At 59.9% G+C, this 11,845-nt stretch carries 10 protein-coding genes; 7 read left to right on the top strand and 3 right to left on the bottom strand.

Annotated elements, in window-relative coordinates; all coding sequences use genetic code 11:
- Positions 1–5 precede the first annotated feature (5 nt).
- On the top strand, positions 6–704 hold the full coding sequence (locus tag F4V58_RS08260; protein ID WP_075735014.1) for a GNAT family N-acetyltransferase: 699 nt from the start codon (positions 6–8) through the stop codon (positions 702–704).
- A gap of 206 nt (positions 705–910) precedes the next feature.
- Complete coding sequence (sepX, locus tag F4V58_RS08255; RefSeq protein WP_075735012.1) at positions 911–2,251, top strand: divisome protein SepX/GlpR; 1,341 nt, start codon at positions 911–913, stop codon at positions 2,249–2,251.
- 103 nt (positions 2,252–2,354) lie between these two features.
- Here sepX and F4V58_RS08250 read toward each other — a convergent pair whose 3' ends face one another.
- Together F4V58_RS08250 and F4V58_RS08245 are read right to left on the bottom strand one after the other, a co-directional pair.
- Positions 2,355–2,948: a DNA-3-methyladenine glycosylase I gene (locus F4V58_RS08250; RefSeq protein WP_075736633.1), complete on the bottom strand. Its 594-nt coding sequence runs from the start codon at positions 2,946–2,948 to the stop codon at positions 2,355–2,357.
- Positions 2,949–3,227: 279 nt separating this feature from the next.
- Positions 3,228–3,707: a methylated-DNA--[protein]-cysteine S-methyltransferase gene (locus F4V58_RS08245; RefSeq protein WP_075735010.1), complete on the bottom strand. Its 480-nt coding sequence runs from the start codon at positions 3,705–3,707 to the stop codon at positions 3,228–3,230.
- Positions 3,708–3,769: 62 nt separating this feature from the next.
- On the opposite strand from F4V58_RS08245, the gene F4V58_RS08240 reads away from it, so the two are divergent.
- The gene (locus F4V58_RS08240; protein ID WP_075736631.1) at positions 3,770–4,183 is read left to right on the top strand and encodes a DoxX family protein; all 414 of its coding nucleotides are present in this window, start codon (positions 3,770–3,772) and stop codon (positions 4,181–4,183) included.
- Entirely contained in the window at positions 4,170–4,868 is a 699-nt protein-coding gene (locus tag F4V58_RS08235) for a hypothetical protein (RefSeq protein ID WP_075735008.1), read from the top strand. The genes F4V58_RS08240 and F4V58_RS08235 overlap by 14 nt, the downstream gene beginning before the upstream one ends.
- Positions 4,869–4,905: 37 nt before the next feature.
- Here the strand turns inward: F4V58_RS08235 and F4V58_RS08230 are convergent, their stop codons facing one another.
- Positions 4,906–6,543 (bottom strand): dolichyl-phosphate-mannose--protein mannosyltransferase, encoded by a 1,638-nt coding sequence (locus F4V58_RS08230; protein WP_075735006.1) that lies wholly within the window; start codon positions 6,541–6,543, stop codon positions 4,906–4,908.
- Positions 6,544–6,597: 54 nt separating this feature from the next.
- Here F4V58_RS08230 and rsmI point away from each other — a divergent pair, with 54 nt between their 5' ends.
- The 3 genes from rsmI (at position 6,598) to F4V58_RS08215 (ending at position 11,737) form a co-directional block, all read left to right on the top strand.
- Positions 6,598–7,590, top strand: a complete 993-nt coding sequence (gene rsmI / locus F4V58_RS08225) for a 16S rRNA (cytidine(1402)-2'-O)-methyltransferase (protein WP_084559739.1) — start codon at positions 6,598–6,600, stop codon at positions 7,588–7,590.
- Positions 7,591–7,849: 259 nt separating this feature from the next.
- Positions 7,850–9,706: a BCCT family transporter gene (locus F4V58_RS08220; protein ID WP_075735004.1), complete on the top strand. Its 1,857-nt coding sequence runs from the start codon at positions 7,850–7,852 to the stop codon at positions 9,704–9,706.
- Positions 9,707–9,889: 183 nt separating this feature from the next.
- Positions 9,890–11,737 (top strand): BCCT family transporter, encoded by a 1,848-nt coding sequence (locus F4V58_RS08215; RefSeq protein WP_075735002.1) that lies wholly within the window; start codon positions 9,890–9,892, stop codon positions 11,735–11,737.
- Positions 11,738–11,845: the final 108 nt, after the last annotated feature.

Here is an 11,845-nt window from a genome sequence, read left to right as displayed (position 1 = left end):
GATAAATGCTGAACCTCTTTGGGCGCGCTGGCAGGTACTACCCGAACCCGCCACCACCCGGCGCACCGCGTGATGAGCTGCACCCCGGGTGGCCGGAGTCCACTCCCGCCACCATGACAGCTGGTGGCTACCGGGTGCGCCTTCGGCCCATGGTGCGCAAAGACGCGGAACCCTGGCAGCAGATGCGCCTGCTGGATGAGCCGCATTTGAAACCCGTGGAGCCAACTGTCCCAGTCAGTTGGGAGCAAGCCCACGATAAGGGCGCTTGGGCTAGACACTTTCACTTCCTCCGCACCAGTGCGCGGGAGGGCACAGTAGTCCCGCTGGCCATTGAAGTGGACGGGGACTTCTGCGGGCAACTGACCTTGGGCAATATCCAGCACGGGGCCATTAGCGAATGCTGGATTGGGTACTGGGTCTATTCCCAGTTGCACGGCCAGGGAATTGCCACGGCCGCCTGCGCCTTGGGCGTGGACCACGCCTTTGCCCGGGTGGGGCTACACCGTGTGACCGCCACCTACCTGCCTGCCAACCCTGCCTCCGGAGCGGTGTTAGAACACTGCGGTTTCCGCCAAGAAGGGTTCTTGCGCGGCAACCTCCACATCAACGGTGCATGGGAAGATCATGTCTTCATGGCCATTAACCGCGATGACTTTGCCAACACTGCGGTGCAGCGGTTGCGCGCCGTGGGGCGCCTGCAGTAGTAAACAGCAATGGCCGCCCAGCCGGGAAAGCGGGGGCTTGCAGGGAAAGCGGGGCTTGCAGGGAAAGCGGGGAAGGCCAGAAAGGTATGCCTTTTAACGGTTGCTGCGGCGTGGCAGCCGCCACGGGAAAACGGGGATAGATAAACTCCAAGGGAAATCTTAGTCGCCTCATTACGGCGGCCCGTTGTTGGAGGAAGATACCGCCTATGCCTACTAGTGCCATCATCATCTTGATCATCGTGGTTTGGCTCTTTGTCCTTGCCCCCTGGTTGCTGCGCTTTCAAAAGCCAGTGAGCCACACGGGTGAAGGTTTTGAAGATACCCGCGTGCTGTTTTCCGGCGGCTCGGGCAAAGTCCAGGCTAAGCCTCGCCCCCGCCTGCGCCCGGAGGACGTGCGTAAACAGTACGTAGCCGAGGACAGCGAAGGTGCAGAAGAGCAGGAGCAACCTTCCCGCGGTAGCTCTTTCCGCACCGCCATGAGCCGCGCGCGTTCGGTGGTTATTGGTGAAGTGGTGGACCCCACTGAGCGCAACCGTGCAGCAGCTGCTGAAAGCAGCAAGACCACCGAGACGGTAGACGGTGAGCTAGTTGATGTCACCGACCTCACCGACTTTTCTGACGGCGCTGACGCGGGGGATACGCTCAAAGCTGAATCCGGCACAGCTATCCCGGCAAGCCACGGTTTAGAGAACCAGGCCGAGCAAGAGGAAAAGGCCCGCACCTCCAACGAGGCTGATGACCTGTTGATCGAGGAGCCTGCGCGCACCAAACCTGCCGCTTCGGAGAAGGAAACTGACGCGGAAATTTTTGCCGCCCCAGTCGTAGCTACCGCCACCAGCGCTGACGCTTACGCGTTTGATGAAACTTTCACCTCCCCAGTAGACCTGCTCTACCCCGGCGCGGTGGACCACGTGGAGCCCCAGGACGCCACAGAGCAAGATTCCGGTTCCCTTTCCGGCACCGCAGTCCCCGCCAGCCAACAGCTGGAAGATGATGCACAATCCGGCGCAAGCCAGCCAGGCGAAGATTTCGCAGAACTCTCTCCCGAAGAGGTGGCCTTTGCTCAGCGTCGTAAGGGGCGTGGCGGCTGGGATCCGGTAGCCGATAACGCCGCCCGCGCTACCCGTTTCCAGCGCCGCCAGCGCGCCCTCCTGGCGTTGGTTGCGGTACTGGTGCTCTGCGTTGGATTAGGCATAGTAGTTGGCGGCTGGGCCTGGGCCGCGGCTGTAGTCTCCGGTTTGGTATTGGGGTGGTACTTGATAGCGCTGCGTAACTTGACGCTAGCCGAACAAGCCCTGCACCGCCGCCGGGTGGCACAGCTGCGCCGCGCCCGGCTGGGTGTGCGCAACGCCGCAGACGAAGAACTGGCTATCCCGCGTAAGCTCCGCCGCCCCGGGGCCATCGTCTTAGAATCGGATGACGAAAGCCCGGACTTTGAGTTCCTACCCACCTACAGTGAGGACTCCTACGACCCGGGAGAAGCTGACGTGAAGGTAGTCAACCGCAGGGACTTCCGCGATGACTTATCGGCACGCCGGGTGGGTTAACCCCGCCCAAGGCTAGCTGACTAGCTATTAGAAGTATGTGGCCAGCAGAACCGTATTATGGTTCTTGCTGGCCCTTTTGTGCGGCTTAGCCTCCCCCCTTTTTCTACGCCCATACCCCCGAACTACCGCGGCGGTGCGAGCCCACCAAGTGGGTGTCCACCATGCCAATGGCTTCCATGAGGGCAAAGGCCGTCACCGGCCCCACAAACTTGCAGCCCCGCTTTTTCAACGCCTTGGAAAGCGCTACGGATTCCGCGGTCTGTTTGGGTATGTCCTCTAAAGTGAATGGCCGTGGCGTGCTATCGGGTTGGAAGGACCACACCAGTGCGGCCAAGCCGCCTTCCTCCCGCATGCTTAGCGTGGCCTTGGCGTTAGCAATGGCGGCTTCAATCTTGGCCCGGTTGCGGATGATTTTGGGGTTTTCTAACAACCGCTCTATGTCTTGGTCACAGAAGTTCGCAACCTTTTCAGGATCGAAGCGCGCAAAGGCGTGGCGGAAGGCGTCGCGCTTGCTGAGCACTAACGCCCAGGAGAGTCCGGACTGAAAGGCCTCTAGACACAGGCGCTCGTAGACGCCCTGTTCATCGCGGATGGGCATGCCCCACTCAGTGTCGTAATACTCTTGCAGCATCCGGTTGGCGGCCGCCCAGGGCGGGCGGGCCAACCCGTCCGCGCACTCTATTAGATCCGGGGAAATGGCGTCCGGCTGGGTACTGCCCTCGGTGACGTCCACGGATGGCGCAGCGCCCGCGCAACCGCAGGTAGTTCCGTCCCCGGTCCCGTCACCGCTACCGTCACCGCCACTAGCAGTATCAGGAGGGTTACTAACACTGCCGGGAGCGGCTGCGCCCTGCGGTTTTCCTTGGGGGGCGGTTGGTGAGTTCGTGTTGTGAGAATTTAATGTAGTCATACTCTTTTAGACTTTGTTTTTGCTCGAAGGTTCCCGGGCCCGGCGTGGGGGCGGGTCTGGGGATTGTTAGAGGGTTGCCTTTTCAAAATCCAATAACCAGCGTTTGGTGGCGGAGCCGCCGCGGTAAGCACCGCCACTGCCATCGGCGCGTATGACCCGGTGGCAGGGGCGAAGGATAGGAACGGGGTTGCGTGCGCAGGCACTGCCTACCGCCCGGGCGGCACGCGGATTGCCTACAGTGCGCGCAAGTTCGGCGTAACTTGCAGTAGCGCCATAGGGGATATGGGTTAGGGCTACGAGGACGTGGTGGGACAGCGAGCCTTGAGCAAAGGGTTCGGCCAGGGGGAGCGCGAAGTTACGCCGCTTGCCCGCGAAGTATTCCTCCAGCTGCTGGGTGGCTAGCCTGGTCAGGGAATTAGGCTTGGATGTCGCGCCCGGGGCGGGGGAGTCTTGCGCAAAAAGCAGGCGCCAGACTGCCGTCTCACTTGCTTCGACGGTCAAAGTGCCAACGGGGGAATCGAAGGTCTCAAAGAACAAAGATGTCACGAGGAAAGAAACTCCTGTCTCAGAATGTGGCCCAACGTGGCTTTAACGGTAGTCTAAACGTCATGGATAGACCCGCCGTTCGTGACGCAGCGCTGCTTATTTTCCGCGCAGTGCTTGGATTAGTTTTCGTAGCGCACGGAGTAGACCGCATCTTTTTCACCGGTATTTCTGCTACCGCTGCCCAATTTGCGCAGTGGTCCATCCCCCAACCGGGGATATCAGCCTGGTTGGCAGCCGTGCTGGAAATGGTGGGCGGCTCACTCCTGGTTATCGGCCTATTGACCACCGCGGTGGCCGGCGTCCTGGCCCTGCTGGCCGCCGCAGCCGGTTACTTTGTGCATTTTGATAACGGGATTTTCTACGGGCACGGCGGCTTTGAATACCCATTGGTGCTGACGGTGTCCCTGCTGATGATCGTGGTTTTTGGCGCCGGCCGGGCAAGTTTAGATGAGGTGTTAAGCCGTGTTGAGTCATGACCTAGTCCAGGCCGCGATATCAGCGCGTCTTGACGGTGAAAGCTACGAGATAGCCGATGACGTCATTGATACGCACGTGGTTAACTGCCCCGAGTGTGCGGCTTTCCAAGACCGTGCCGCCAAGCTAAGCCGAACACTGCTGAGCGAATCCCGTCACGACGGGATGGCCCCGCCCCGGGATCTCTCCGAGTCCATCCTGGCGGGGGTGGAGCCGCAATGGCGTGCCACAGCTGGCGCGCGCCGAGGCCACTTGGCTATTGCCCGGGTGGGCCTGGCCGTAGTCGGGCTGTGCTTCGTGGCGTGGGCGGTTACGCAAGTAAACGCGTCCTCGCAGTTGCTGATGTGGTCTGCGGATGGGCGAACCTTGAGCCCGGAAGCCCAGCCGGAGCTAGCGGCTTTTACCCTGGAGGGCGCTGCGCTGCGCTTTGGCGTGGCTTTCGGTTTGTTCTTTGCCGCCTGGCGCCCGTCCTTCGCGCCGGGAATGTTGCCGGTGGTCACCACCATGCTGATGTTTCTAGCCGGTGCCACCATGCGCGATATCGCGTTGGGTACCGTCAGCTTGCCACAGATCTACACGCTACTGGGCCTGGGCGGTGCCGTCGCGCTACTCGCTTGGACCTGGGCGGTGGACAAGGGCTATGTGTTGCGCGCCCTGTGGCGTCAGCTGGCAGCCGATCCCGTCTAGCAACGGCCGCTAAGGCCGGTTGGGGAGACGGCCACCGCTACCGCCAGCTTGGCATCCACATCAGGGACTCGTACCACCAGTCAGGGACGGTGTAGCCGTAGAGGTTGGAAGAAAAGACCAGGAAGAAAGCGAGTACCGCTGCGAGGTAGACGGTCACCAGCACTGTCCCCCGCGAAACCGGGCCGCCCGCTAGGCCGCGGATGACGTTTCCTAAGCCGGCGGGGCTTATCTGCTTACCAGTGCCGCTGAGCTGTCCCAACGCCAGGGCAATAAGCACTATGACAAACGGGATAAAAGGCACCGCGTAGAAGAAGTACATTTGCCGGTCGAAGGAAGCCAGCCAGGGCACAAACGCCGCAGCAAAGCCCACAAGCGGGACCAAGAAGCGCCTATCGCGCCCGATGACAAGCGACCACAATCCCCACAACACGGCCGGGACGATGAGCCACCAAATGATGGGGGTACCAAAGAGGTAGATCATCTGCCGGCAGCTGGAGCCAAGCAGGCAGTCGAGGTCAGTGTTGGAGTAGTACAGCACCGGGCGGGCGCCAACTAGCCACGCCCACGGCTTGGAGTCCCAGGGGTGACTGTGGCCGGAGGAAGACGTGAGGGAAGCGTGGAAGTCAAGGACGGATTTGTGATAGTAAAACCAACCCGACACCGCTTCGGGGAGTAGTTTCAAAGCGGACCCGCTCTCAATGGTGCCGTCCACCTTAGCGTGGCGGTAGACCGCGGTGTCGGAGGCGAACCAGGCGCGCCAGGTCCAGACGTAGATAGCTACGGGGAGTGCGACCAGGGAGGCTAGCGCGGCGGGCGTGTCCCTTATGAGGGCACCGGTAATATGCCGGCGCACCCCGTAGCGGCGCCGTAGCGCTAGATCTGAAAAGACGCTCATCAGGCCGAAGAACATAATGAAATACAGCCCCGACCATTTCACGCCTAAAGACATGCCCAGCATGACTCCGGCGGTAAAGCGCCACCACCTAAACCCAAAACGGGGGCCAAAGGGACTGCGTCCCAGCTGGCGGTTCTCCCATGCCGCGTGCAGCCGGGCGCGGACCTGTTCGTGGTCCCGCGCTAGGGCATAGGCCGCAGCCACTATGAAGAAGGTCTGGAAGATATCCAGCATTCCAAAACGGGAGGTAACCAGCAGTACCCCGTCGAATACGGCTATGAAGCCGGCCATGGCCGCGACCTGCCAGGAGGCGGAGATAGTGCGGGCTAGCTGCATGGTCAGCAGTACCACGCCTACGCCCAGGAGCGCACCGGCAACGCGCCAGCCCAGCGGTGTATATCCGAAGACCATTTCCGACAGTGCGATGATTTGTTTGCCCAGCGGCGGGTGAACCACTAGCCCAAAGCCGGGGTTGAATTCAATGCCACCAATCAGCAGGTTGTCCCAGCTGCGGACCATGTCAAAAGCCTGCGGCACGTAGTGTTTCTCATCGAAGACCGGAGTGCCGTCGGAGGTGGCAAAACTAAGGCCCGCAAACCGCGTGATAAACGCCAGCGTTGCTATGACCAGCGTAGAGATGGTGTCTTTGCGGGTCCATGGGTAATACCGCGGTGCCGGGATGGCGGACACGGCGTGGCGGCCGTGCAGGCGCTGAGCGCGGCGCGGTGTGCGGCGGGTGCCACGCGTCTTTGATGCGGGGGAGGCAGTTTGAACAGTCACAAGTACCTAGTCTAAAGCACACTATCCCTTTTGCGGGCTATAGGCTGTTATGGCATGAGCGGAAACGAACTAAGTCAAAGCGGCGGTAGCAGTGATAAGCACGGTGCCGCGGGTAGTGGCAAGCACAGTGCTGATAGCAGTGACAGGCACGGTGCCGGTGGCGGCAACTATTCGGGCAACGCGCCGGGATTAGAGCTGCGCCTGGAGCCGTTGCCCCGGGGGATCATCCTGGCGGCCACTCCGTTGGGGAACGTCGGGGACGCCTCCGCGCGGCTTATCCAGGCTTTGGCTCACGCAGATGTCGTAGCGGCGGAAGACACCCGGAGGGCCCGGAGCCTGGCGCAGGCGTTGGGGGTGGAGATTACTGGGAAGGTCGTGTCCAATTTCGACCACAATGAATCTGAAAGGGCGGCCGGTCTTATCGAGTCAGCCCGGACCGGAACAGTTCTGGTCATCTCCGACGCCGGGATGCCCTTGGTCTCTGATCCGGGCCATTCGATTGTTGCGGCGGCGGCGGAGTCGGGCGTTCCCGTGACCTGCTTTCCCGGTCCCTCAGCGGTCCCCACCGCACTGGCTCTGTCCGGGATGGGCGTGGGGCAGTTCATCTTTGACGGTTTCGCACCGCGTAAGAGCGGGGCACGGACCAAGTGGCTGGAGTCCCTGATGAGTGAAAAACGGGCGGTGGCGTTTTTTGAGTCCCCACACCGGATTGCCAGCACCCTGTCCCTGGCGGCAAGGGTACTGGGAGAGCAGCGCCAGGCTGCGGTGTGCCGCGAGCTAACTAAGAGGTTCGAGGAAGTAAAGCGGGGCGGGCTGGGGGAGCTGGCGCAGTGGGCGCAAGAAGGCGTGCGCGGGGAGATTACGGTGGTCATTGCCGGTGCCAGCCAGGCTGAATCCCGCGAGGAAGACTTGGTGGACCGGGTACGTGAGTTGGTAGCGGCCGGGGTTCGCGCTAAGGACGCGTGCAAGAAGGTGGCGGAGGGGACTTCAGTGTCTAACCGGGAGCTTTATAACGCGTACCTGGCTGCCGCGAACTCGGTTGAATAGGTGGGGATCCTGGGAGCGCGATGGCCGTACGGTGGGATTTTGCTGGGGAAGACCTTAGAAAAGTGCCGTTCGTTACCAGATTGTTATGGCTGGGATTTAGTGTTTGCCTATAGATCCACGTAGCCCGGCTTGTCCAGTGAAGCAAAGTTTTGCCAGGGTGGCCTATTATCGCGGAATTTCGCCTTTTAGTTCGCGGAGTTTCGCGTTTTATCTGGCTTCCAACTTGAACTAATCGCGTTGGCACACCACCCTGTTACGCATGACTAATCCAGAAAACAACTTATCAAGATCGGATAGATCTGAAATCGCGGACGGTACCGCGGTGCGGGCTCCCGAGGCTGACTTGGCTGACGGTCACGCAACCGCGTACGACACCGTGGACGAGGCGTTGGATTCCCGGAGCGCGCACAGCGAACTCCAAGATCTGCTCGCCGCTAAAGACATTCACTACAGCCAAATTGACAGCTCTGCTGCCGATGAGCTGGATAAAGACGAAGACACCCCAGTCAACTGGGGGATTACCGCCATCGCTGCCGCCGTTGTGGTGGCGGTTGTGGCCTGGGGCCTGCTGGCCCCGGATCACTTCGCTGATTTTGCCGGCCAAAGTCTGGGCTTTGTGATGGACACCTTTGGCTGGGCCTTTGTGCTGTTTGGCACCGTCTTCGTTGTCTTTGTCATTGGCATTGCTTTCTCTAAGTTCGGCGCCATCCGCTTGGGTGAGATCGATGAGCAGCCGGAATTTTCCACGACATCGTGGATTGCCATGATGTTCGCTGCCGGCATGGGCATTGGCCTGATGTTCTACGGTGCCTCCGAGCCCCTGAACTACTACAAGAATGGCGTGCCGGGCCACGGCCCGAGTGAGGTGGGAACCTCCATGGCCACCGCCATGTTCCACTGGACTTTGCACCCCTGGGCGGTCTACGCCATTGTGGGTCTGGCCATCGCGTACTCGACCTTCCGTATGGGCCGCAAGCAGCTGCTCAGCCAGGCCTTCGTTCCCCTCCTGGGCGAGCGCGGTGCCAACGGCCCAGTGGGCACCCTCATTGACGTGCTGTCCATTATTGCCACCGTGTTCGGTACCGCCGCTTCCCTAGGAATCGGTGCTACCCAGATCCGCGCGGGCCTGGAGGCCTCCGGCGTGGTGGAAAACCCTACTGACAATGTAGTCATTGGAATTGTCCTGGTCTTGACCCTGGGCTTCCTAATTTCCGCTATGTCCGGTGTGGGCAAGGGCATCCAGTACATCTCCAACGCCAACATGGTGTTGGCTGTACTGCTAGCAATCTTCGTGTTTATTGTTGGCCCTACCGTGTCCATCCTTAACCTGATCCCGGGCACCATTGGTAACTACTTGAATTCCTTTACTGAGATGATTGGCCGCACGGCTGAGTCCAATAACGGTGAGGCCGCTGAGTGGCTGTCCGGTTGGACCATCTTCTACTGGGCGTGGTGGATTTCCTGGTCCCCATTCGTGGGCATGTTCCTGGCGCGTATCTCCCGCGGCCGCTCCGTCCGGGAATTCTGCCTGTCCGTGATGCTGGTTCCCGCCGGTGTTTCCACCATCTGGTTTGCTATCTTCGGCGGTACGGCTATTCACCTGGAGCAGGCAAATAATTCCATCTCCGGTGAGACCACCCAGGAAGAGCTGTTTAACCTGTTGCAGAACTACCCGGGCGGATTTATCGCCGGACTAGTAGCTTTGGTCTTGCTCTCCACGTTCTTCATCACCTCTGCGGACTCCGCTTCCACCGTGATGGGATCCATGTCCCAGAACGGCGCGGTTACCGCGAAGGCATGGCTATCGGCCATGTGGGGCGTGCTCACCGCTGCGGTAGGCCTAACCCTGCTGCTTTCCGGTGAGGCTGCACTTTCGAACTTGCAGACCGTGACCATCGTGGTGGCATCTCCATTCCTTCTCATCATCATCGGTTTGATGTTCTCAATCTTCAAGGATCTAAGAAGTGACATCATCTACCTTGAGTACCGTGAGTCGCAGGCGTTCCAGCGCAAGCTGGCTCGTGAACGCCGCCTGCACCGCGAACAGCAGCGGGCGGAAGCGCTCAAGCGCCGTCGCGCGGAGCGTTTGAAGTTGGGGCACCATCAGAAGGATTAAACTTTTAGTTTAATTTGAATTTAAGTATCCTGACCTGAGCACTTGCCCTAAAAGGGCAGGTGCTTTTGTCGTTTTTATTTAAGAAAAGCTGTCCTACGTCCAAGAAAATGCAGCGCACGCCAATGGTGTGCAATAAGTCACATCAATTTGGAGTAAAACACTTTTGCCCTCATTCTATTAAGTATGACAAAATCGGAAGATAACGGAACATTTCCGCTGGAAACAGACGCAAAGTCGGTGAAAGCGCCCCACTCGCGGCTAGTGGAAGACCATGATGAATCCTATGCCTTGGTGGATGAGGAGCTAGATTCACGCAGCGCGCACACTGAGCTGCAAGACATCCTTGAGGCTGAGGATCTGGACTATGAGAAGCTGGAGGAAGAGGCTAAGCGGGATACCTCACGCGAGGATGATCAGCCTGTCAACTGGCCTATCACCATCATTGCCGCCTCTGCCATCCTCGCCGTGGTGGCCTGGGGGCTGCTAGCCTCGGATAATTTTGCCCAGTACGCCGGTATGGGCCTGGAGTATGTTATAGATACCTTCGGGTGGGCATACCTGTTCTTTGGCACCGTATTCGTGGGTTTTGTCATCGCCATCGCTTTTTCCAAGTTTGGCTCCATCCGGTTAGGCAACGTGGATGAGGACCCAGAATTTTCCACTCCTTCGTGGGTGGCTATGATGTTTGCCGCCGGCATGGGCATTGGCCTGATGTTCTACGGTGCCTCTGAGCCCCTGAATTACTACCGCAACGGCGTTCCTGGCCACCAGCCGGGGGAAGTGGGCACCTCGCTTGCCACCACCATGTTCCACTGGACGCTCCACGGTTGGGGTATTTACGCCATCGTGGGTCTGGCGCTGGCCTACTCCACTTTCCGCCTCGGCCGTAAGCAGCTCATCAGCCAGGCATTCATCCCGCTGCTTGGTGAGCGCCGCGCCAACGGCCCTTTGGGAAGCCTGATTGACATCATGGCCATTATTTCTACCGTGTTTGGCACCGCGGCCTCGCTGGGCTTGGGCTCCACCCAGATCCGTGCCGGCCTGGCGGCCTCTGGGATTATCGACAACCCATCCGACTCCATAGTCGTGGGGATCGTCCTGGTCCTTACCCTGGCGTTCCTGGTCTCCGCTATGTCTGGTGTGGGCAAGGGTATCCAATACGTGTCCAACGCCAACATGGTGCTGGCCGCGCTGCTAGCCATCTTCGTTTTTGTCTTTGGCCCCACCATCACCATCTTGAACCTCATCCCTGGTTCCGTAGGTAACTACATGGACCAGTTCGCGGAGATGGTTGGCCGCACCGCTGAGTCCAATAACGGAGAGGCCGCTGAGTGGCTGTCCGGTTGGACCATCTTCTACTGGGCGTGGTGGATTTCCTGGTCCCCATTCGTGGGCATGTTCCTGGCGCGTATCTCCCGTGGCCGCTCCGTCCGGGAGTTCTGCCTGTGCGTGATGTTTATCCCCACCGCCGTATCCACGGTATGGTTTGCCATCTTCGGTGGCACCGCTATCCACTTGGAGCAGTTGGGACAATCCATCACGGGTGAGACTACCCAGGAAGAGCTGTTTAACCTCCTGCAGAGTTTCCCTGGCGGGTTCGTTGCCGGAATCATAGCCGTTATCTTGCTGTCCACCTTCTTTATTACTTCCGCTGACTCAGCTTCGACCGTGATGGGTTCGATGTCCCAGAACGGCGCGGTCAACGCCAAGCCTTGGCTGTCCGCCATCTGGGGCTGCCTCACGGCCGCAGTGGGCCTAACCCTCCTGCTTTCCGGTGAGGACGTGCTGGGCAACCTGCAGACGGTGACCATTGTGGTGGCATCGCCATTCTTGCTCATCCTCGTCTTGCTGATGTTTTCCATTGTCAAAGACCTGCGCAGCGACGTCATTTACATTGAACACCGGGAGGCCCAGGCCTATACCCGCAAGCTGGCCCGCGAACGCCGCCTGCACCGTGAGCACCAACGCGAAAAAGAAGTTAAGCGCCGCCGCGCTGAGCTGTTGAAGCGGCCACGCCGCGCGGAGAAATAGCTCCCGGCAAGCCGCCCTTAGCCGCGCTGAATCTTCGCACGCTTAAGTAGCACCCGCCCCAACCGGCGGGTGCTGTTCTGCGTTTTTGGCCACCTTCGATAGAGTAGA

The organism is Corynebacterium phocae (genome assembly GCF_008693075.1).
GTDB lineage: Bacteria > Actinomycetota > Actinomycetes > Mycobacteriales > Mycobacteriaceae > Corynebacterium > Corynebacterium phocae.
Note: the sequence above shows the minus strand (reverse complement) of the source record. Positions and strands in the feature narration are given on the sequence as shown.

What these genes read in the sequence shown, in the direction of transcription:
- F4V58_RS08260 (WP_075735014.1), top strand. Translation starts at nt 6, where the DNA reads ATGCTGAACCTCTTTGGGCGCGCTGGCAGGTACTACCCGAACCCGCCA.
- sepX (WP_075735012.1), top strand. Translation starts at nt 911, where the DNA reads ATGCCTACTAGTGCCATCATCATCTTGATCATCGTGGTTTGGCTCTTT.
- F4V58_RS08240 (WP_075736631.1), top strand. Translation starts at nt 3,770, where the DNA reads ATGGATAGACCCGCCGTTCGTGACGCAGCGCTGCTTATTTTCCGCGCA.
- rsmI (WP_084559739.1), top strand. Translation starts at nt 6,598, where the DNA reads ATGAGCGGAAACGAACTAAGTCAAAGCGGCGGTAGCAGTGATAAGCAC.
- F4V58_RS08220 (WP_075735004.1), top strand. Translation starts at nt 7,850, where the DNA reads ATGACTAATCCAGAAAACAACTTATCAAGATCGGATAGATCTGAAATC.
- F4V58_RS08215 (WP_075735002.1), top strand. Translation starts at nt 9,890, where the DNA reads ATGACAAAATCGGAAGATAACGGAACATTTCCGCTGGAAACAGACGCA.